At 64.1% G+C, this 20,143-nt stretch carries 22 protein-coding genes; 3 read left to right on the top strand and 19 right to left on the bottom strand.

What is annotated here, in order from left to right:
* Window positions 1–282 precede the first annotated feature (282 nt).
* Both AC4QBL_RS09315 and AC4QBL_RS09310 read left to right on the top strand, forming a co-directional pair.
* Window positions 283–1,773 (top strand): SulP family inorganic anion transporter, encoded by a 1,491-nt coding sequence (locus AC4QBL_RS09315; protein ID WP_472907880.1) that lies wholly within the window; start codon window positions 283–285, stop codon window positions 1,771–1,773.
* Between the two features lie 14 nt (window positions 1,774–1,787).
* Window positions 1,788–2,651: a universal stress protein gene (locus AC4QBL_RS09310; RefSeq protein ID WP_472907879.1), complete on the top strand. Its 864-nt coding sequence runs from the start codon at window positions 1,788–1,790 to the stop codon at window positions 2,649–2,651.
* 63 nt (window positions 2,652–2,714) lie between these two features.
* Here the strand turns inward: AC4QBL_RS09310 and tolA are convergent, their stop codons facing one another.
* The 17 genes from tolA to AC4QBL_RS09225 all read right to left on the bottom strand — a co-directional run bounded on the left by tolA (window position 2,715) and on the right by AC4QBL_RS09225 (window position 17,606).
* A complete protein-coding gene (gene tolA / locus AC4QBL_RS09305) occupies window positions 2,715–3,614 on the bottom strand; it encodes a cell envelope integrity protein TolA (protein ID WP_472907878.1) in 900 nt (299 codons plus the stop codon).
* A gap of 20 nt (window positions 3,615–3,634) precedes the next feature.
* Window positions 3,635–4,051 (bottom strand): biopolymer transporter ExbD, encoded by a 417-nt coding sequence (locus tag AC4QBL_RS09300; RefSeq protein ID WP_472907877.1) that lies wholly within the window; start codon window positions 4,049–4,051, stop codon window positions 3,635–3,637.
* A 2-nt stretch (window positions 4,052–4,053) separates the two neighbouring features.
* Complete coding sequence (gene tolQ, locus AC4QBL_RS09295; protein WP_472899673.1) at window positions 4,054–4,746, bottom strand: protein TolQ; 693 nt, start codon at window positions 4,744–4,746, stop codon at window positions 4,054–4,056.
* 53 nt (window positions 4,747–4,799) lie between these two features.
* The gene (ybgC, locus tag AC4QBL_RS09290; RefSeq protein WP_472907899.1) at window positions 4,800–5,204 is read right to left on the bottom strand and encodes a tol-pal system-associated acyl-CoA thioesterase; all 405 of its coding nucleotides are present in this window, start codon (window positions 5,202–5,204) and stop codon (window positions 4,800–4,802) included.
* Window positions 5,205–5,356: 152 nt separating this feature from the next.
* On the bottom strand, window positions 5,357–6,574 hold the full coding sequence (locus AC4QBL_RS09285; protein ID WP_472907876.1) for a pyridoxal phosphate-dependent aminotransferase: 1,218 nt from the start codon (window positions 6,572–6,574) through the stop codon (window positions 5,357–5,359).
* Between the two features lie 16 nt (window positions 6,575–6,590).
* A complete protein-coding gene (nusB, locus tag AC4QBL_RS09280) occupies window positions 6,591–7,124 on the bottom strand; it encodes a transcription antitermination factor NusB (protein WP_472907875.1) in 534 nt (177 codons plus the stop codon).
* A gap of 56 nt (window positions 7,125–7,180) precedes the next feature.
* Window positions 7,181–7,645 carry a 6,7-dimethyl-8-ribityllumazine synthase gene (gene ribH / locus AC4QBL_RS09275; RefSeq protein WP_472907874.1) on the bottom strand — a complete coding sequence of 155 codons (465 nt, stop codon included), beginning with the start codon at window positions 7,643–7,645 and terminating at the stop codon, window positions 7,181–7,183.
* Between the two features lie 35 nt (window positions 7,646–7,680).
* The gene (gene ribBA, locus AC4QBL_RS09270) at window positions 7,681–8,811 is read right to left on the bottom strand and encodes a bifunctional 3,4-dihydroxy-2-butanone-4-phosphate synthase/GTP cyclohydrolase II (RefSeq protein ID WP_472907873.1); all 1,131 of its coding nucleotides are present in this window, start codon (window positions 8,809–8,811) and stop codon (window positions 7,681–7,683) included.
* Window positions 8,808–9,455, bottom strand: coding sequence for a riboflavin synthase (locus AC4QBL_RS09265; RefSeq protein WP_472907872.1), 648 nt, complete (start codon window positions 9,453–9,455; stop codon window positions 8,808–8,810). Before AC4QBL_RS09265 ends, ribBA begins: the two co-directional genes overlap by 4 nt.
* 112 nt (window positions 9,456–9,567) lie before the next feature.
* Window positions 9,568–10,686: a bifunctional diaminohydroxyphosphoribosylaminopyrimidine deaminase/5-amino-6-(5-phosphoribosylamino)uracil reductase RibD gene (gene ribD, locus AC4QBL_RS09260; protein WP_472899668.1), complete on the bottom strand. Its 1,119-nt coding sequence runs from the start codon at window positions 10,684–10,686 to the stop codon at window positions 9,568–9,570.
* Window positions 10,687–10,755: 69 nt separating this feature from the next.
* Complete coding sequence (locus AC4QBL_RS09255; RefSeq protein ID WP_472899667.1) at window positions 10,756–14,037, bottom strand: pilus assembly protein; 3,282 nt, start codon at window positions 14,035–14,037, stop codon at window positions 10,756–10,758.
* 69 nt (window positions 14,038–14,106) lie between these two features.
* The gene (locus tag AC4QBL_RS09250) at window positions 14,107–14,661 is read right to left on the bottom strand and encodes a pilus assembly PilX family protein (protein WP_472899666.1); all 555 of its coding nucleotides are present in this window, start codon (window positions 14,659–14,661) and stop codon (window positions 14,107–14,109) included.
* On the bottom strand, window positions 14,661–15,677 hold the full coding sequence (locus tag AC4QBL_RS09245) for a PilW family protein (protein ID WP_472899665.1): 1,017 nt from the start codon (window positions 15,675–15,677) through the stop codon (window positions 14,661–14,663). Before AC4QBL_RS09245 ends, AC4QBL_RS09250 begins: the two co-directional genes overlap by 1 nt.
* Window positions 15,678–15,688: 11 nt before the next feature.
* Entirely contained in the window at window positions 15,689–16,258 is a 570-nt protein-coding gene (locus AC4QBL_RS09240; RefSeq protein WP_472899664.1) for a prepilin-type N-terminal cleavage/methylation domain-containing protein, read from the bottom strand.
* Window positions 16,255–16,743, bottom strand: coding sequence for a GspH/FimT family pseudopilin (locus AC4QBL_RS09235; RefSeq protein WP_472899884.1), 489 nt, complete (start codon window positions 16,741–16,743; stop codon window positions 16,255–16,257). Before AC4QBL_RS09235 ends, AC4QBL_RS09240 begins: the two co-directional genes overlap by 4 nt.
* Entirely contained in the window at window positions 16,740–17,153 is a 414-nt protein-coding gene (locus AC4QBL_RS09230; protein WP_472899663.1) for a type IV pilin protein, read from the bottom strand. The genes AC4QBL_RS09235 and AC4QBL_RS09230 overlap by 4 nt, the downstream gene beginning before the upstream one ends.
* Before the next feature lie 276 nt (window positions 17,154–17,429).
* Window positions 17,430–17,606 carry a hypothetical protein gene (locus tag AC4QBL_RS09225; protein WP_472899662.1) on the bottom strand — a complete coding sequence of 59 codons (177 nt, stop codon included), beginning with the start codon at window positions 17,604–17,606 and terminating at the stop codon, window positions 17,430–17,432.
* Here AC4QBL_RS09225 and AC4QBL_RS09220 point away from each other — a divergent pair.
* The gene (locus tag AC4QBL_RS09220) at window positions 17,590–18,096 is read left to right on the top strand and encodes a GspH/FimT family pseudopilin (protein WP_304838410.1); all 507 of its coding nucleotides are present in this window, start codon (window positions 17,590–17,592) and stop codon (window positions 18,094–18,096) included. The two genes, AC4QBL_RS09225 and AC4QBL_RS09220, sit on opposite strands and share 17 nt — an antisense overlap.
* A 72-nt stretch (window positions 18,097–18,168) precedes the next feature.
* Here AC4QBL_RS09220 and nrdR read toward each other — a convergent pair whose 3' ends face one another.
* Entirely contained in the window at window positions 18,169–18,618 is a 450-nt protein-coding gene (gene nrdR / locus AC4QBL_RS09215) for a transcriptional regulator NrdR (protein WP_304838413.1), read from the bottom strand.
* Window positions 18,619–18,649: 31 nt separating this feature from the next.
* Window positions 18,650–19,894 carry a serine hydroxymethyltransferase gene (gene glyA, locus AC4QBL_RS09210; protein ID WP_304838416.1) on the bottom strand — a complete coding sequence of 415 codons (1,245 nt, stop codon included), beginning with the start codon at window positions 19,892–19,894 and terminating at the stop codon, window positions 18,650–18,652.
* Window positions 19,895–20,143: the final 249 nt, after the last annotated feature.

The raw sequence follows: 20,143 nt of genomic DNA, 5'->3' as shown, positions 1-20,143 counted from the left end.
CGCCTTGCGGCGACACAAATCCGGCTCGGTCCCCCCTTCCGGAGCCACCCTTGTAAGTCCTAGACCACCCGTTCGTTTCAACGCTGTCGCGCCCATGCCCTCGCAGGGGTGGGGTTGTGCTTGGTACGGGTTGTCCATGAGAGCAGGCAAGCTGGGGCCTTTTTGGCCCGAATGCCTTCGGCCTGCGCTTTACTTCGGGGTCTTGCGGCCCGTTGACTTCTCTTTTTTCTTTGTCGTTTTGTGAGGCTGCGGCCGGTCCGCGCTGTCACGGGAGTGTGTCTTTTGTTTAAAAATTTCCAACAGGACTGGACTGCCAACGTCCGCAACGACCTGCTCGCCGGCCTGGTGGTGGCGCTGGCCCTGATCCCTGAGGCCATTGCGTTTTCCATCATCGCGGGCGTGGACCCCAAGGTGGGTCTTTATGCGTCGTTCTCCATTGCCACCATCATTGCCTTTATGGGCGGTCGTCCTGGCATGATCTCGGCCGCTACGGGCGCCATGGCGCTGGTGATGGTGACCCTGGTGAAAAGCCATGGGCTGGAATATTTGCTCGCCGCCACCGTGCTCACCGGGGTGCTGCAAGTGCTGGCGGGCTGGTTCAAGCTGGGCGTGCTGATGCGCTTTGTATCGCGCTCGGTGGTGACCGGTTTTGTGAACGCGCTGGCTATTTTGATCTTCATGGCGCAGCTGCCCGAACTGAACCCGCAGACCGTGGGCGTGACCTGGCATGTGTACGCCATGACCGCTGCCGGTCTGGCCATCATTTACGGTTTCCCCTACATCACCAAGGCGGTGCCTTCGCCGTTGGTCACCATCGTGGTGCTCACAGCCGTGTCGCTGGCGCTGGGCTTGGACATCCGCACCGTGGGCGACATGGGCGAACTGCCCGACAGCCTGCCCATGTTCCTGATCCCGGACATTCCGCTCAACCTGGACACGCTGCTGATCATCTTCCCGTATTCGCTCACGCTGATGGTGGTGGGCCTGCTGGAGTCGCTCATGACCGCCACCATCGTGGACGACCTGACCGACACCAAGAGCGACAAAAACCGCGAGTGCGTGGGCCAGGGTGTGGCCAACATCGCCACCGGCTTCATGGGCGGCATGGCCGGTTGCGCCATGATCGGCCAGTCGGTCATCAACGTGAAATCGGGCGGGCGCGGGCGCTTGTCCACGCTCACGGCCGGTGTGGTGCTGTTGATTCTGGTGGTGTTCCTGGGCGACTGGGTGAAGCAGATTCCCATGGCCGCGCTGGTGGCCGTGATGATCATGGTGTCCATCGGCACCTTCAGCTGGGCGTCGGTCAAAAGCCTGCGTGAGCACCCGCCCAGCTCCAGCATCGTGATGGTGGCCACCGTGGTGGTGACCGTGGCCACGCACGACCTGGCCAAGGGCGTGCTCACCGGTGTGCTGCTGTCGGGTTTCTTTTTTGCCCACAAGGTGGGTCAGATTCTGCGCATCCGTTCGCTGGCCGAAGACGAAGGCCGCCTGCGCACCTACACCGTGACCGGCCAGGTGTTTTTTGCCACCGCCGACCGTTTCAACGACGCGTTTGATTTCAAGGAAGTCATTGAGCGCGTGCGCATCGACGTGAGCCGCGCCCATTTCTGGGACATCACCGCCGTGAGTGCACTCGACAAGGTGGTGCTCAAATTCCGCCGCGAGGGCACCGACGTTGAAATCATCGGTTTGAACGAGGCCAGCGCCACCCTGGTGGACAAGTTTGGCGTGCACGACAAAGACGGCGCCGAAGACTTGCTGGCCGGTCACTGAAAGCGAGAACCGATATGAACACCGACAACAAAGTGCTCGCCTGTGTGGACCAGTCCGCTTTTGCCGACCACGTGACCGACTACGCCGCCTGGGCCGCGCAGCGTTTGGTCGCGCCACTGGAACTGCTGCACGTGATCGACCGCCACCCGGAAACCAGTGCCAGCCAAGACCACAGCGGTTCGCTCACGCCCAACGCGCAAGAAAGCCTTCTGGGCGAGCTGGCCGAGGCCGATGCCGCGCGCAGCAAGGCCGCGCGCGAGCAGGGACGCCTGTTTTTGAACCGCTTGCGCGAGCGCGCCCTGGCCGCCGGTGTGCAGACGGTGGACGTGCGCCAGCGTTTGGGCCATTTGGACGAAACCCTGCACGAGCAACAGAACGGCGTGCGCCTGTTTGTGCTGGGCCGCCGTGGCGAATCGGCCCCGTCCACCCAGCGCGACCTGGGCCGCAACGTGGAGCGGGTGGTGCGTGCGCTGGACCGCCCCATCTTGACCGTGACCGAAGGCTTCAGAGCGCCCGAGCGGGTGCTGATTGCGTTTGACGGCAGCAGCATCACCCGCAAGGGGGTGGAAATGGTGGCGGGCAGCCCGCTCTTTCGGGGCTTGGCGGTGCACCTGCTCATGGCGGGCAAAGTCAGCCACGACGGCCCCAAGCAGATGGCCTGGGCCACCGCCAAGCTGGAAGCGGCTGGTTTGGGCGTCAGCAGCGACATCGTGCCCGGTGAGCCTGAGAGCGTGATCGCCCAGGCCATTCAGGCGAAAAATACCGATGTGCTGGTGATGGGGGCCTACACCCACTCGCCGCTGCGCAGTCTGTTCATGGGCAGCAAAACCACCGACCTGCTGCGCGCGGCGCGCATTCCGACGCTGCTGTTGCGCTGAACTTTGGCCTCTCCCGCCGGGGCTCGGTTGCCTGACCTGCGCTCGACGTGAGGCGCAGCAAGTTCAGTCCAGCGGGCGCAGCCCAATGATGAGCGACGGCGGCACGCGGCCGTCGGTGTCGCGGGGCAGTGTGCCCGTGCGGTCGATGGCGCGCAGCACCGCTTCGTCCCAGGCCGGGCTGCCACTGGGCTTGACGATGCGCCGCGCGGTGATGGTGCCGTCGGGCAGGGTGCGCACCTCCACCTCGGCGCGGGGGTTGCCGCTTACCGTTTCGGTGAACACCACGTTGGGCTTGATGCGCGCCGCCACCCGCCCGCCGTAAGCGGCCGAAGGCCCGCTGGACTGCTGCGCCGTGCCAGTGGCCTGCGGCCCGCCACTGGCGCCGGCCTGGCCCATGATGCGGGCCAACTGTGCATTGCGCTCTTTCGCGGCCAGCGCTTCCAGCCGCTTTTCTTCGGCCAGCTGGCGTTCTTTCTCGCGTTTTTGCTGCGCGAGTTGCTGCTGGCGCTCTTTCTCTGCTGCGGCTTTGTCCGCCTCGGCTTTTTTGGCGGCAGCGAGCTTCTCTTGCGCGAGCTTGTCGGCAGCGGCCTTTTTGCTGGCCTCAGCCTGCGCTTTTTTCAGATCAGCTTGCGCTTTTTCCTTGGCCTGGGCGGTGGCAATGTCGGCTTGGCTGGGGCCCGGCGGGGGCGGGGCAGGCTGCGCAACCGGTTGGGGTTTGGGGGCTTGTGTAACGGGTGGCGGCGGTGGGGGCGGCGGTTCCACCGCCCGGGGCGCAGCCGCCTGCGGCATGCGCGACCAGATCTCGGCTTCAAACACCACCGGCGGCGCCTCGCGCTGCCAGCCCACGCCCCAGGTGAGCGCGGCCACCAGCAGCCCGTGCACCACCAGCGCCAACCCCAGCGGCCCGAGCCAGCGGCCAGGCTCTGGTGGGGCCAGGTTCAGGTGGTCGGCGGTGGTTCGCATGGCGTTGGGTGTTGGCAGCGTCAGAGGGTGGACAACGCCACCCGCTGCACACCCGCGGCGCGCAGGCGGCGCACCACCTCCATCACGGCGTCGTATTTCACGTTTTTGTCAGCGCTCACCAGCACCGGCATGTTGTCGGTACCGGTGCTCAGCGCCTGCACCCGGTCCACCAGCTGGCCCAGCGCCACGTCGGTGGGGGGCTGGCTGTCTTTGCCCATGCGCACCTGCAGCTGCTCGGTTTTGTCGATGATCACTTCCACATAGACGTCGGGCGGGCGGTTGGCCTGGCCCGCGCTGGGCAGGTCAATCTGGCTCGGCGTGATCAGCGGCGCGGTGACCATGAAAATGATCAGCAGCACCAGCATCACGTCGATGAAGGGCACCATGTTGATTTCATTTTTGGTGCGCCGGGCTCGGCGGGTGGAAGCGGCCGCCATGCTTATTGCCCGGCAGGGGCCTGCGCCCCCAGGTTGCGCTGCAAGATGTTGGAAAACTCTTCCATGAAGGTTTCCATGGTGTTGGCCAGGCGGTCAATATCGTGGGCAAACCGGTTGTACGCCACCACCGCCGGGATGGCTGCAAACAGGCCAATCGCGGTGGCCACCAGCGCCTCGGCAATGCCCGGCGCCACCGAAGCCAGCGTGACCTGAGCCAGCGAGGCCAGGCCGGTGAAGGCGTGCATGATGCCCCACACGGTACCAAACAGGCCCACATAAGGCGCCACCGAACCCACCGTGCCGAGGAACGACAGGTTGACCTCCAGCGCATCCACTTCGCGCTGGAAGCTGGCGCGCATGGCGCGGCGGGCGCCGTCCAGCAGAGCGCTGTTGTCGGTGATGCGGCGTTCGCGCAGTTTCTGGTATTCGCGCATGCCGCTGGCAAAAATGCGTTCCATGGGCCCGCCGTGCCGGGCACTTTGCGCGGCTGCCGCATACAGCTCATTCAGGTTGCCGCCCGACCAGAACTCGCGTTCAAAGTCTTCGTTGTGCGCCCGCACGCGCTTGATGGCGAAGACCTTGCGGAAAATGGCCGCCCAGCTGATGACGGACACCGTGACCAGCAAGACGACCACCGCCTGCACCACCCAGCTCGCGTTGAGCATCAATTGAACAATGGAGAGATCGTGGTTCATGGCGGTCGGAGTTCGAGAAACGGAAAAGGTTGCGGCCGGTTGTGCCGCGGCACTCAGGCTGGCGCGTTGAGCGCGTCAAGAATGGCGGCTGGAATGCGCTGCGGCCGCAGGGTGCTGGCGTCTACCCAGCCAATGCGGATGATGCCTTCGCAGAGCAGGGGTGCGTCCTTGCCGGGGTTTGCGGCTTGCAGGCGTGCGGTTTGCTCAATTGTGAGTGAGGCACGGCCGGCTTCTTGCACGCGGGCGGTAACCAAAAGCAAATCGTCAAGCCGGGCAGGGCGGTGGTATTTCACCTGCGTGGCGGTCACGACAAACATGCCACCCACCTGTTCGCGCAGGCTTTGCTGCTCAATACCCAGCGCGCGCAGCCATTCGGTGCGGGCACGTTCAAAGAACTTCAGGTAGTTGGCGTAAAAAACGATGCCACCCGCGTCGGTGTCTTCCCAATACACCCGCACGGGCCAGGTGAAGTGCGGCCCCCAAGCGTCTTCTCCCCTGCGGGGCGAATCCGGGGCTCCGCCGCCTTGCGGGTCGCTGCCCCCCGAGGGGGCTGACCCCGGCTTGGGGCCGCCCGGCGCTGGGGTCATCGGTGCTTGGTCTTGTGGTGTGTTCACAGCGCCTGCTCCAGCCGCGCCACAGCTTCGCGCAGCTGTGCCATCGAGTTGGCGGTGGAGAAACGCAAATAGCGCCCCGGGTCGGCGCTGCCGAAATCGCGCCCTGGCGTGGTGGCCAGCTGGCAGCGCTGCATGAGTTCAAACGCCAGCGCCCAGCTGCCGCCCGCGTCCGGGCTGCTCTGGGGCGGTATGCCCCAGCGCGCGCACAGGCCGCTCACGTCGGCCCAGGCGTAAAAGGCGCCGTCGGGCATCACGGGCACGGTGATGCCCAGGCGGTTGAGTTCGGGAATGAAGTAGTCGCGCCGCGCCTTGAATTCGGCCCGGCGGCGTTCGTATTCGGTCAGGGTGTCGGGCTCAAAGCAGGCGAGTGCGGCATGCTGGGCGATGGTGCTGGCGCAAATGAACAGGTTTTGCGCCAGCCGCTCTACCGCAGGCACGAGCGCAGGCGGCAGCACCAGCCAGCCCAGGCGCCAGCCGGTCATGTTGAAGTATTTGCTGAAGCTGTTGATGCTGATGACCTCGTCACCCAGGCCGTCGGGCAGGCCCAGCGCACTGTGGCCATAGGCATCGTCAAAGCTCAGGCCCAGGTAAATCTCGTCCAACAGCGTCACACCGCCGCGCTCGCGCACAAAACGCGCAATGCGCTCCAGTTCTTCGCGGGCAATGGATGTGCCGGTGGGGTTGGACGGGGAGGCCAGTAACACACCGCGCGTGGCCGGGCCCCAGGCCGCCTGCACTTGCGCCGCACTCAGTTGAAAGCGCTCGGCCGGGCCCGACGGCAGCAGCACCGCCGTGCCCTCGGCGGCCTGCACAAACTGGCGGTTGCAGGGGTAGCTGGGGTCGGGCATCAGCACCTCGTCGCCAGCTTCAATGAGCGCCAGGCAAGCCAGCTGCAGGGCCGCCGAAGCACCAGCCGTGACGACAATGCGGGCCGGGTCGATGCTCAGCCCGAAGCGGGTGGCGTACCAGCCGCTGATGGCTTCACGCAAAGCGGGCAGGCCGGTGGCCGGCGTGTATTGGGTGCGGCCGTCGCGGATGGCGCGTTCGGCGGCTTGCTGCACCTGCGGCGGGGCCGTGAAGTCGGGCTCGCCGATGTTCAGGTACAGCATGGGCCGGTCGCCTGGCTGCGCGGCAGCTGCCATGGCAGAAGCGGCCTTGGCCAGCTCCATGACGTAAAAAGGTTCGACGCGCTGCGCCCGCTGGGCAATCCTCATGGGTGTGCCCTGTCGGTCAGGCGGCGTCGTCAGCCACAGGCGGCACGGCGACAGCAGGGGCGGCGGCTTTGCGCGTGGTGGTTTTGGCCGGTGCGGCGGCCACTTCGGCCGGGCGCAGCTGCGAGGCTAGCTGGTGCAGCACGCCGTTCACGTATTTGTGGCCGTCGGTGCCGCCAAACGATTTGGCCAGCTCAATGCACTCGTTGAGCACCACGCGCCAGGGCACGTCCAGGCAGTGCTGAAACTCGTAAACACCGATCCAGAGCACGCCGCGTTCAATCGGCGAAAGCTCCACCAAAGGGCGGTCAAGGAGGGGGGTGATCAGTGCGTCCAGCGCGTTGGCCTCGGCCACGCACCCGTGCAGCAGGGCGTCAAAGTGCACGCTGTCGGCCTTGTGAAAGCCGGCCAGATCGCGTGTGAAAGCGTCAATGTCGCCGGCCTCGTTGCGGCCCACCATGTGTTGGTAGAGCGCTTGCAGCGCAAATTCGCGTGCACGGGTGCGGGCCGACTTTTCAGCGGCTTTTCGCGGTTTGGGGACAGAGTTGGTCATGGGGTAGGTGTTGCGGATGTGATCGAACCAAGGGCTGGCGAAAGTGCGGTTGGGGGTCAGCCGATCTGTTCGAGCACATGGGCCATTTCCACGGCCACCCGGGCGGCGTCTTGCCCCTTTTCGGTCTGGCGGGCCACGGCTTGTTCCAGGTTTTCGGTGGTCAAAATGGCGTTGGCAATCGGGATCTGGTAGTCCAGCGACAAGCGCGAAACCGACGAGCCCGACTCATTGGCCACCAGTTCAAAGTGGTAGGTTTCACCGCGGATGATGCAACCGAGCGCAATCAGCGCGTCAAAGTCGTCGCGCTCGGCCATGGCCTGCAGCGCCACCGGCACTTCCAGCGCGCCGGGCACCGTGACGTGGGTGATGTTCTTTTCTTGCACGCCCAGCGCCAGCAGCTCAGCGTGGCAGGCTGCAAACAGCGCGTTGGTAATGCCTTCGTTGAAGCGTGCCTGAACAATGCCGATGCTGAGTTTTTTGCCATCCAGCAGGTTGGCTGTTCCTTTGTCTGCGCCGAACATGGTTGATTCCGTTTCTTAATGGTGTGGTTCGAGGCTCAGGCGTTGCGGCTGAGGTAGCCCGTGGTTTCAAGGCCGTAGCCCGTCATGCTGGGCATGCGGCGCGGGTTGCCCATGAGGCGCATTTTTTGCACGCCGCAGTCGCGCAAGATTTGCGCGCCCACGCCGTAGGTGCGCAGGTCCATGCGGCCGCGCTCGGGGGCTTGGGCAGAGCGGGCGGTACCCTCAAACTGGGCCAGCAACTGCCCGGCAGTTTCGCCGCAGTTCAGCAGCACGGCCACGCCCGCGCCCGCGTCGGCAATGTGGCGCAGGCTGGCTTCCAGGCTCCAGCTGTGCATGGAGCGGCCCACTTCCAGCGCGTCCAGCACCGACAGGGGTTCGTGCACGCGCACATCCACGCTCTGCTCGGGTGCCCAGCTGCCCTTCACCAAGGCCAGGTGCAGGGCGCCGCTGGGTTTGTCGCGGAAGGCCGTGGCGCTGAATTCGCCAAAAGCGGTGTTCAGACTGCGCGTACCCAGCTTTTCCACCAGGCTTTCGGTGCGGCTGCGGTGTTCAATCAGGTCGGCAATGGTGCCAATCTTGAGGCCGTGTTCGGCTGCAAACAGTTGCAAGTCCGGCAGGCGGGCCATGGTGCCGTCGTCTTTCATGATCTCGCAGATCACGGACGCGGGCGAGCAGCCCGCCATGACGGCCAGGTCGCAGCCCGCTTCGGTGTGGCCGGCGCGCATGAGCACGCCACCGTCCACCGCTTGTAACGGGAAGATGTGACCGGGTTGCACCAGGTCGTCAGGCACGGCTTTGGGGTCGACTGCGGCTTGCACGGTGCGCGAACGGTCGGCGGCCGAAATGCCGGTGGTCACGCCCTCGGCGGCCTCAATCGACACGGTGAAGGCCGTGCCTTTTTTGTCGCCATTGCGCGCCACCATGGGCGGCAGCTTGAGCTGTTCGCAGCGCTCGCGCGACAGCGTGAGGCAGATCAGGCCGCGACCGTAGCGGGCCATGAAGTTGATGGCATCTGGCGTCACGTGGTCGGCCGCCAGCACCAGATCGCCTTCGTTTTCGCGGTCTTCTTCGTCCACCAAGATCACGATGCGCCCAGCGCGCATGTCGGCCACGATGTCTTCAACCGGGGAGATTGGCACCGGTGCCAGGGTGGTTTGGTCGCTCATGCGTTGTTGTCCTTGGGGGTGAGGTTGCCGGCGCTGAGCATGCGCTCCACATAGCGCGCGACGGTGTCGATTTCGAGGTTGACCGGGCTGTTCGCAGCCAGTTGGCCGAGCGCAGTGTTTTCAACCGTGTGTGGAATGAGGTTGATGCTGAATTCGCAGCCCTGCGCACTGTCGCTCACGCGGTTCACCGTCAGACTGACGCCGTTGACCGTGATCGAGCCTTTGTAAGCCAGGTATTTGCCCAGCTCGGGCGGCGCCATCACGCACAATTCCCAGCTTTCACCCACCTGGGCAAAACGCGTCACCGTGCCCACACCGTCCACATGGCCCGACACAATGTGTCCACCCAGGCGGTCGTGCGCGCGCAGCGCTTTTTCCAGGTTGATGCGGCGGCCGATGTCAGCCAGGCCGGTGGTGCGGGCCAGGGATTCGGCTGATATGTCGATGGTGAAATGGCGCTGCGGCAGGTCCAGCGAGGTCACCGTCATGCACGCGCCATTGAGCGCAATGCTGTCGCCCAGGCCAACGTCGTCGAGGTAGCCTGGCGGCGCCTCTAGGGTGAGTCGCCTGCCATGGTCCAATGAGCTGCCCAGAGCGTGGAGGGCGGCGATGCGCCCCACGCCGGTGATGATGCCGGTAAACATAGGGGCGTATTTTCGCAGGGTTTCAGAGCCCTTCGGGCTTGCAGGGTGGCGTGCGGTGCTTCTTTCTCGGAAAACAGCGGTTTTTGGGCGCATCAGGCCGCCAAGTCCGTCTTCATGGGTGCAGGAAACGGTCGTGGCCGGCCACCCGGGCGACGATACGCAAGTCTTCGCCCACCCTGTCGACGGTATGAAAGGCCAGCGAAACGCCATCTTCCAAAGCGGTCAGCGGGCCGAAACTGGACAAACCCGCGCCCCGGCCCAGCAGTTTGGGCGCCAGGTACACCAGGCATTCGTCCACCAGCCCCTCGCGCAGGAACGAGCCATTGAGCTTGTGCCCGGCTTCCAGGTGCAGTTCATTCACCTCGCGCTGTGCCAGGTCCCGCAACAGCGCAGCCAGATCGACCTTGCCCGACGGGCCGGGGAGCTGCTTCACCTGGGCGCCACGGGCCTCCAGTGCGGCCTGTTTTTCGGGGTTTTCCACCGCGCAGTAAATCCAGATCTGGCGCGGCTGTCCGTGGGCGGGCGTGTTGAACAGGCGCGCCTCCAGCGGCGTTTCCAGCCGGCTGTCCACGATCACCAGATGGGGCTGTCTGGGCGTTGCCGCCAGCCGCACATCCAGCACCGGGTCGTCCTCCAGCACCGTACCAATGCCGGTCAGCACCGCGCTGGCGCGGGCCCGCCAGGCATGGCCATCGGATCGCGCGGCCGCACCCGTGATCCACTGGCTGACCCCGTTCTCCAGCGCCGTGGTGCCGTCCAGCGAGGCGGCCATTTTCATGCGAACCCACGGCGTTTTGCGGATCATGCGGCTGAAGAAGCCGATGTTGAGCTCGCGCGAGGCGCGGGCCTGCGGGCTGTCGGTGGGCAGTACCTCGACGGCCACACCGGCGGCACGCAGGCGCTCCACGCCGCGCCCGCTCACCAGCGGATTGGGGTCGAGGGTCGCGACCACCACGCGGCCCACACCGGCTGCGGCCAGCGCATCGCAACAGGGTGGCGTTCGGCCGTGGTGTGAGCAGGGTTCCAGGGTGACGTGTACCGTGGCGCCGCGCACGCTGATGCCGGCAGCCTGTGCAGCCCGCAAGGCCACCACTTCGGCGTGCGGACCGCCCGCCTGCTGCGTGTGGCCACTGAACACCTGGCCGTTGGTGGTTTCGATGCGGCACGCCACACGCGGGTTCGGCTCAGACAGGCCGATGGCATGTTCCGCGAGCAGGTTCAGGCTTTCCATGGGTTCAATGATTTCCCGGTTTCTGCCGTCGCCGGCCTGTTGCAGCGATCCAGCCACCGGCAGGCGGTCTCAGCGGTTGTTGTTGTTGATGCGCCAGTAGATGGGCCGGCGCTTGGGCGGAACAAAAGGCTTGGGGTCGGTCACCGTCAAGGGAGACGGGCCAGCGCCACCGATCAGGAACGGCTGCTTGGTGACGGTGGCTTCACCTTTGGCGTTCTTGCCCTCCAGCAACACCACACCGGCCACCGGCGAGGGAATCATGCCACCGCCCAGGATCTCGGTGGGCTTCAGTGGCACACCGCAGAACAGCGGGAACTGGTAGGCAAAGCCCTGGCCGAGGTTGCCCACACAGACGTTGCGGTTGTCCGGCGCCGGCCGGTTGGTGCCGAAGTAGGTGATGCCCGACACCGTCAAGGGCGCGTTGATGACCTTTTCGCCGTTGGTGGCCAGTTGGATGTAGCAGCCATTCGCACCAGCCGTTTCGCCGGTGGGCGTCGGCACCATGGTGGAGTTGTTGACCGTGGCGATCTTGGTGAGATCGGCGAGGCTCAGCGCTGTGGTGATCGGGGTCAGCAACGGGTCTTTGACCAGGAAGAAGCGGTCGCTCGTCACCTTGAGCATGGGTTTTTCCCGGTCGCCCGTGCCCACCATGATGGCCGCGAAACCTTTGGTCACCACCACGTCGGGCCGGTAGAACACCCGGCCTTCCAGCACCGCGATCTTGGTGGCCGTCGCCGCGCTCCACGTGGTGGACGACACGAGGTCGCCACTGGCCGGCACCGTGATGCGGTACAGGTTGCCGCGCACGTCGGCGAAATACAGCCGGTCGGGCCGGCCGTCCCGGTTGGTGTCGACCAGCGTGATGTCGCTCGGTACTGAAAAGTCGGTGTCAATGCGCTTGACCAGCGCGCCCGTGCGCCCGTTGATGATGAACACCGCATTGCCGATGCCGGTAGAGGTATTGCCGTCCTCGGCAGGGTCGTAGCCCCCCCCCATCACGGTGAGCAACGCAGGCGTGGCGGTTTTGTCCAGCGGGATGGTGCGCGGCATGGACCAGGTTTGCGCCAGCTTGGCAAAGTCGCCGCTGCCGCCCCCGCTGATCCTCCACTTGAATATGGGGGCGGTCTTGTTGGTGACGTCCAGCGCATACACGGTTCGGCCACCGCGGCGCATGGTCGGGTAAATCAGGGCTTCCTGCAGTTCGCCGGTGCTGTTGTAGCGGGTGTAGGTGCCAATGGGCCCGTCCATGCCATAGGTGCGGGGTTTTTTACCGTCTGGTGGCGTCAGGAGGTTGCCGTTTTCGTCGTTCTCCGGGATCTGCAGCAGGTCCATCCCGCTGCGCAGACGCGTTTGCAGTGCGTAGTGCTCTCGCGGAAGGAAGGACCACAGTTCCGAGCCGGCACCGGTGCCGGTCTTCCGGGCGTCGATGGCGTGAAAGTGCCCGTCGTTGGTGCCGTAGTAAACCACCACGTCGGTGCCGCCGTAGTTGATGGCCGTGGGGGTGGAGTGGAGCACATCCCCGTGCATGCTGTGGCGCGCGCCCCGGTTGCCCAACTCTGTGACGGTGGAGCCGGTCAGGGTGGAGCCGTTGAAGGTTTCGGCATGGAGTTCATCGTCGAGGATTGGCACATTGTTTTCACCACGGGCCCAGGCCACCAGGGTTGTATCCAGCTCAGAGTTGGCGGCGGTGAAGGGCCACGAGGCCAAGGGGGTATCACTCGGGGGGCTGTCGGGCAAGGTGTAGACCTTGCGGGCGCTCGCGTCGTTCAGGTTGGCCTGGCGCAGCATCTGCGCAGCGCCACCTTTTTCGGTGACCGCGCCGTCGGGGCTGTCGCTGGCGCTGGCGGGGGTTCCCATGGGGTTCTGGGCAAAGAACACGCTGTCCTCGGTCCAGAAGCTCCTGGCCGTCGAGGCAAAGAAGCCGCCGGAGGTGGCGGGCTTGTCGTCGGCGTCCAACAGGGTGAGGGCCTTGTCGTTGAAGCCGATCTGGTACTGGCGCATGTTGCCAAGCCAGCGGGGGCGGAAGTTGCCGTCCGGGCGGAACATGCCCACGTAGGCCTGGTTCAGGAAGGTGCCCTGGGCGTTGGTGGCCACCGGCAGCGCCGTGGACGCAAACACGCTGTCCTTGGTCGCCACCCGCAGGAACATGTCCTCAAACTCCGAAATGAGCTTCAGCAGGTCGCCACCCACCTCGACGTAGACCTTGTCCGGGCTGCCCACGGCGGCCATGGACTTCAGCAGTTTGGTCTGGTCGGCATCGATCGCTGCATTGAACACGTTCACGGTGTAGGTGTTCAAGGGTTGCACCCCCGAAGCCTCGTTGACGTCCGTGTTGGCGGCAAAATACGCCCATTCGTCGGCCAGGCGGCTGGTGTCTGAACTGGTCGCCGAGAGCGTGGGCGGTGTGTAGCCCAGTCTGTTGAAACTCAGGGGCCCGGTCTTCGGCTCGGCCTTGGGGTAGCCATTGCCGACCAGCAACAGGTAGTTGGCGCTGCACTGGGTTGTGGGCGGGTTGTAGCTTAGATGGGTGCCGTCGGTGAACGCCGCCCGGTCATCAAGCAGGGTCTTCACGGCGCCGAATCGGCCCGTGCCATACGCCGACCGGCTCACCGGGCTGCCCGGCTTGTCGTCGGCGACCCGATCGGGGTTGGTGTAGCCGCCGAAGTACTTGAAGGCTTCGTACACCGCGGCGGAATAGTTGGCGTCCTGAGGAGCCTTGTAGTCCGGGTTGTTGATCTCTTTGTCCAGATTGTCGATTTTCGCCAACAGCGGTGCGCAGGTGTTGGTGGGGGTCTTGTGCAGGGGTTGAACCGCATGGTGGATCACCGCCACCGGGTCGCCTGAGCTCAGCACCGAACCTTTCGTGCCATTAAAAAGGGAAATGCCTACGTTGATACTCACCTTCGGTGAATCGTTGCAGACCATGGCGCTCAGCACGTATTTCAGGGCCCGCAACTGCACCTGCCCTTGACTGGGTGCGACGCTGCTACCCCACTCATTCTTAGCCGTGTAACTTGCATCCCATGGCCACAGGAGCTTGTCGGTCTTTTCGGGGCCGAAAACAAACGTGACGGCATCCCGGCAGGGAGTCTTACCACTGGTGTCCGCCGCCTTGCATTTGGCGTACACGCTGCCGGGCATCCAGGCATTGCTTTGGGCCGACCAGTTTGCCGTGTTGTCGAAGTGGATCAACACATTGGGAGCCAGGGATGCGGTCGCTGACGGGCCGTAAATGTCGATGTCTGCTGCCCAGACCGCCGCCACGGTGGTGAGCGAGCACAGCACGGCGCCGCCTTGGATCATGCGTACCGGGCGCCGGTTGCGTTGGGGGAATGTCTGGCGGGGGGTCATGGCGGGTTCCTTTCCCGTGGTCGGGTCAACGGAGGGAGGTGTCGTGGGGCAGGCTGGTGCGGCCAGGGGTCAAAACTTGCAGACTTCAACGCCGGTTACCCGCACGCCCACACCCTGCTCGATCTGGACGTTGGCTTCGCTCACCGGGTCGGTGGCGGTCAGCTCCACGGAAAACTGGACTTCCGAGCAAAACGTGGTGCTCGCCATATTGGCGCTGTTCATGCAAACCAGGTCTTCCGGCTTCTCGGGGTCCAGGTCTTCCTGCTTCACCTCGGCCACGTAGCTGCATTCCACGGCGTCCACCTTCACCGCGATATCGGGCTTGCCATCGCCGTTGACATCGGGTGAAAACGTAGTTTTCTGGGCCCCCAGGGCGTTCACGCCACCCGTGAGGGCCGGCTGGATGAACCCGTTGTAGTCGCTGAGGATGTTGGCCACCGCTTCGTTGGTGGCGTTGATGGCTTCGGTGCGCCACTGCATGTTGCCCACGGCCTGCACGCTGGTCTGGGAGCCGCGGAACACCGCCGTGGCCACAATGGCGAACAGCAGCAGAAAAACCATGGTGACCAGCAGCACCGAGCCTTGCTCGTGGCGGGAATGTCGAATCTGGAAGCGAGGGTTCATCATTCTCTGCGGCCCGCCACATTGGTCAGTGGCACGGTGGTGGTGAGCAGGGTGCGCTTGAAACCGTTCGGGAGATCGGCGGGCGCGAGGGTGAGCGGACCCATCTGGAAAGTGCGTTGTTCAACGGTGCCCGGATCGGGCAGGCTGGAACGCGTCAGCATGTGCACCCGCACCGCCACCACATTGCTCCACACGTAGGGTGCCACGCCCGTGATGCCCGCAAAACCCAGCACTTCGTCCACCTGCCCGTCATTGCTGGTGTCCACGCCGTACTCAAACTGGAGCTGCTCGACCCCTTCAGCCACCGTGTTGACCACGAAACTGTTGCCAATGAGCTCACCCCGCTTCAGGGTCGGTATTCCGTCGTTGCTGGTGCAGTTGTTGCAGTTGGACAGGAAATAGGTGCGCTGCGACAGGCGGTGAACGTTGTTGGGTGCGTTGCAGGCCAGATTTTGCAGCGTGAAGTTGGCGGCTGGGCCTGTGTTGACGGTCACCCGGGCCGTGTCGGTGGCGCAACTGGTGGTCTGGATGTACAGGTTGGTGACCACGGTGTTGGCAGGCGTCACCGCGTTCCCGGTCTCGGCGTGGGTCACGGTGATGACGCCCGTGCCCGCACGCAGGCCTGTGAGGCAGTTCTGCGCGGCACTGCTCGGGTTGGCGGCCAAGCCCGCCACGGGGGGGGGCATTGCTGTGGCGGCCGTGTTCCAGCCCAGGCCAGCCGTGGTCCCGGGGCAGGGCGCGATGGCGCTGTAGGTAATGCCGCTGCCAGGCACATGGCGGGCGTAGTAGCCCGCGTGCATCAGGTCTTCGGTCAGGGTGTCGAGCGCAAAGCGTGCGTTTTCCAGACGCACGATGCTGCGTTCCAGATCTTGCTGGTTGCGCGAGTTGTAGGAAAAAAAGACGGTCAGACCGAGCAGGACAATCAGGCCGATGGTCATGCCGATCATCAGCTCGATCAGCGTGAAGCCCCGCATGCGGTTGGGGCGCCCCTTCCGGGGAAGGTGGTTGGGTCTCATGGCGCGCATCATCAGGACAGGGAAGGAATTCTGACCGTGGTGCGCAAGACGCGACGGTAGGTGTCGGTACCAAACTGCCCTGCACCGCAGCCGTCGTTCGGAACCTCGCCGGGTGTGGTGCCGCCCCAGGCCACCGTGATGGTGAAGATGGGCGCCACCGCATCCCGGGTGATGCAGCCGCGATATCCCAGCGCAACAGCGTTGCCGCCCGCCTGGGCGTCGTTGGCGCCCAGCAGCAGGTTGTGCCAATTGCATAGATCAGCGCCCGCCACACCGACGCCGGGACACACCGTGCTGGTTGCGCCGGGCGTGCCATAGCCGGTGGCGGGCTGGGTCGCGGCCACGTAGCTTCCGCCCAAAGCCAGTTGTTTGTTCGAGACGAGGCGCCCCGCCATGTCGCTGAGCAGTGAGGACGCCCGGGTGCGCTGGGTCGTGTCGACTGCCATGGCGGTGGCTTTGGTGACGAAGCCTGCGAGCGCCAGCAAGCCAAAGGCGATGATCACCAGCGACACCAGGACTTCGATCAGTAGGAAACCGCGTTGCCCTGAGCGCTGCTTGTGGTGACGTGGGCAGGAGGTCATGACGGACAAGCCTCCTTGAGTGAACGGGCCGATCCGGTCGCCTGGAGCTCGACGCAGCGGGCGGCCACGCCGGACAGGCTGGAGGTGATGCTGAGGGTGGCCGCAGCATCAGGCCTGCCGTTGCCCTGGAAATTGATGGCGTCGACGGCAGATGCGATAGCAACAGAACCTGTGGGGGCCTCATGGGCTTTCAGGGTGGTGCCCCCGGCGGTCAGACGCCATCCCTGGTTCCAGTCCCCGCCTTCCGCCACGATCACGACCTCCGCATTTCGCTTGATGGCTTCCGATCGGGCCGCATTCAGATCATTGACCAGGTCAAATGAGGTGGACTTGATTCGCATGTTGGCGATGGTGTTGCTGAAGCTGGGGGCTGCGAGCGCTGCGAAAATGCCGACGATCGCAATCACGACCAGGGCTTCAATCAGGGTGAAACCGGCGTGTTGCCGACGGCTGCCCACATGGCCCAGAGCTGCCCCTTTGTTCACCAGCAACCCCCTTTGCTGGCACCTTTGGTGCCCTGTGCGTTGAGGGTCAGCGTGCCACATGGATCATTCGCTTGTCCGGCCTTTGGGGCGGCCTGCAACACAAACCCCATTGGCTGGATGTTGTTGACCACGGTGGGCAAAGTGATGTCGTAATGCACGCTGACGGAGGCAGGCACTGCCAAACCCAATGTGACCAGATCGTCTGCGTACAGACGCCGGTCCACCAGATAGTGTTGCTGGCGTGAGGCCACCTCGTACATGAAGGCCTGTGCATCGGCGCGACGGGCTTTGCGCACGTAATCCTGGTAGCTGGGCAACGCAATGGAGGCCAGGATACCGATGACCGCGACCGTGATCATCATCTCTATCAGGGTGAAGCCGCGGTAAAGGCTGATGCGCTGGATGTTCATGGAAAGACGGTGGGTTTACTGAACTGCATCGTAGCGGGCGAAGGGGAAGGGGCTTGTGCCTTTGCGGATGAGCGGCTTGGCCGTCTGGTCCGACGGTGCGCTGTGTGACAAATTGCCTGTGTTTCAGGCTGCCGCGGATTGTGACCCATTGCACCCCCGGCACCTAAATGCTGACCGGCGCATCCCTTCACTGAGGGATGTTCCGCCAGCGGCCAGCGCGCGGGCAGGTCATGCGAATCGCATACTTGCACGTCCCTTCTGCAATACGCCGTTGTGTCAACAGGCGCTGGCCACAAATAGTGCGCAGGTGCTCCTGCTGGCTTTTATTTTCTGGCACTGGTTTTTGAGGAAGGGGGTCTCGTGTCCAGATAAAAACGCGCCATAGGGGAGAGAGATGAAGAGCTGCAAGTGCTCTGGATTCACTTTGGTTGAATCCATGGTGGTCATCGCCATACTGGCTGTCCTGGTGGCCGTGGCCATGCCTGGAATGGCCAGTTTCGGCCATGGCACCCGTCTCTCGGCGTACTCCAACAAATTTTTGGCGGCCTTGTTTTTCGCCAGAAGTGAGGCCATCAAGCGAAATTCCCGGGTGGCTATCTGCAAATCGTCGGATGGGGTGACGTGTGCTGCAGTCGGCAATTGGTCCCAAGGATGGATCGTATTCGCGGATCGAAACAACAATGTGCAACGCGATGCGGGTGAAGCGTTGTTGCTGATGGAGCCGGCCATGCCCGACAACTGGTCGATTTCAGGCAATACACCGGTGGCGAGGTTTGTTTCCTACTCCGGCGCCGGCTCGACTCATCTGGTGAGTGGCGCTTTTCAGGCGGGCACCATCTCCATCTGTCGCAAAACGGAAGTGGCGTCCGTGTCTTCAAGGATCATCATCAACAGTGTGGGGCGACCGAGGACGGTCAGGGTCACGGTGCCATCCTGCTCATGACGGCGGGGCGCCCCTGGACCCCGGTTGCCCGTGCCACCATCGCCTTCCGGTGGTTGAGCACCGTGCGGGTGCTTACTTTCTGACTTCGTCCACCAGCGCCCGAAAATCGTCGATGTCTTCGAAGCTTCGGTACACGCTTGCAAAGCGGATGTAAGCCACTTTGTCGAGCTTTTTCAGCTCGCGCATGACCATTTCGCCCAAGCGTGTGGCGGGCACTTCACGGGCGCCCAGGTTGAGCAGTTTTTCTTCGATGCGTTCGATGGCGGCGTCCACCTGCTCGGTGCTGACCGGGCGCTTGCGCAAGGCCAGGGAGAAGGAGGCGCGCAGTTTGGCCGGTACGTAGTCGACGCGCCGGCCGTCTTTTTTCACCACGGCCGGGAAGCTGACTTCGGGCCGTTCGTAGGTGGTGAAGCGTTTTTCGCAATGGCCGCATTGGCGACGGCGGCGGATGAAGTCCGCATCTTCCGAGATGCGGGTTTCCACCACCTGGGTTTCAAGATGGCCGCAAAACGGGCATTTCATCGGATGAATACCTTCGTTAGGCGGCCGTTCTTCACTTGTAGACCGGGAAGCGCGCGGTCAGCGCGTTCACTTTGGCGCGCACGGCGTCGATGTTGGCCGGGTCGCGTGGGTTGTCCAGCACGTCGGCAATCAGGTGGGCGGTCAGGCGCGCTTCCTCGTCCTTGAAGCCGCGCGTGGTCATGGCGGGTGTGCCAATGCGCACGCCGCTGGTCACCATGGGTTTTTCCGGGTCGTTCGGGATGGCATTTTTGTTGATGGTCATGTGGGCGCTGCCCAGCACGGCTTCAGCTTCTTTGCCGGTGATGCCTTTGGCGCGCAAGTCGACCAGCATGACGTGGCTTTCGGTGCGCCCACTCACGATGCGCAGGCCGCGCGATGTGAGGGTTTCGGCGACGATGCGTGCGTTTGTCAGCACTTGCTGCTGGTAGGCCTTGAATTCAGGCGCAAGGGCTTCCTTGAAGGCCACCGCCTTGGCGGCGATCACATGCATCAGCGGGCCACCTTGCAGGCCGGGGAAGATGGCGCTGTTGATCGCTTTTTCGTGCTGGGCCTTCATCAGGATGATGCCGCCGCGGGGTCCGCGCAGGCTCTTGTGGGTGGTGGAGGTGACCACGTCGGCAAACGGCACGGGGTTGGGGTACACGCCTGCCGCAATCAGCCCGGCGTAGTGGGCCATGTCGACCATAAAGATGGCGCCCACGTCTTTGGCCACCTTGGCGAAGCGTTCAAAATCGATGCGCAGGCTGTAGGCCGATGCGCCGGCGATGATGAGCTTGGGCTTGGACTCGTGGGCCTTGCGCTCCATCGCGTCGTAGTCGATGGCCTCAAAGGCGTCCAGACCGTAGCTGACCACGTTGAACCACTTGCCGCTCATGTTCAGTGGCATGCCGTGGGTGAGGTGGCCGCCTTCGGCCAGGCTCATGCCCATGATCGTGTCGCCGGGCTTCAGGAATGCCAGAAAAACCGCTTCGTTGGCCGAGGCGCCGCAATGCGGCTGCACGTTGGCAGCATCGGCACCAAAGATTTGCTTGACGCGGTCAATGGCCAGCTGTTCGGCGATGTCCACGTATTCGCAGCCGCCGTAGTAGCGCTTGCCAGGGTAGCCTTCGGCGTATTTGTTGGTGAGCTGGGTGCCTTGCGCGGCCATCACGGCGGGCGAGGCGTAGTTTTCACTCGCAATCAGCTCAATGTGGTGCTCTTGGCGGGCATTTTCCTGCTGGATCGCGGCAAACAGCTCGGGGTCGGTTTGTTCAATCAGAATGTTGCGGTCGTACATATTGGCAGTCCTAGTGACGTGGAACCCTGCGCGGTGGTGACAAAGACAGGGGCTGCCCAGGCGAACGGCTGATCGCCCGTGCGGTGTTTGGCCGTGGGGCGGTACGCTTCCCAGTGGTTGTCCCGGCCGCCAAAGTGTGATGGGGCAGGGGGGCCACGTCAGCGCTTCAAGCCCGTCTGAATTTCAGCAGAGCTTTGCGCCTATCGCCAGTTGCGTACTTGGGTAGTTTAGCCGAGCAACTGTATCCCG

It is taken from the genome of Hydrogenophaga sp. L99 (assembly GCF_058731905.1).
This window is presented reverse-complemented; position numbering and strand designations above follow the sequence as displayed.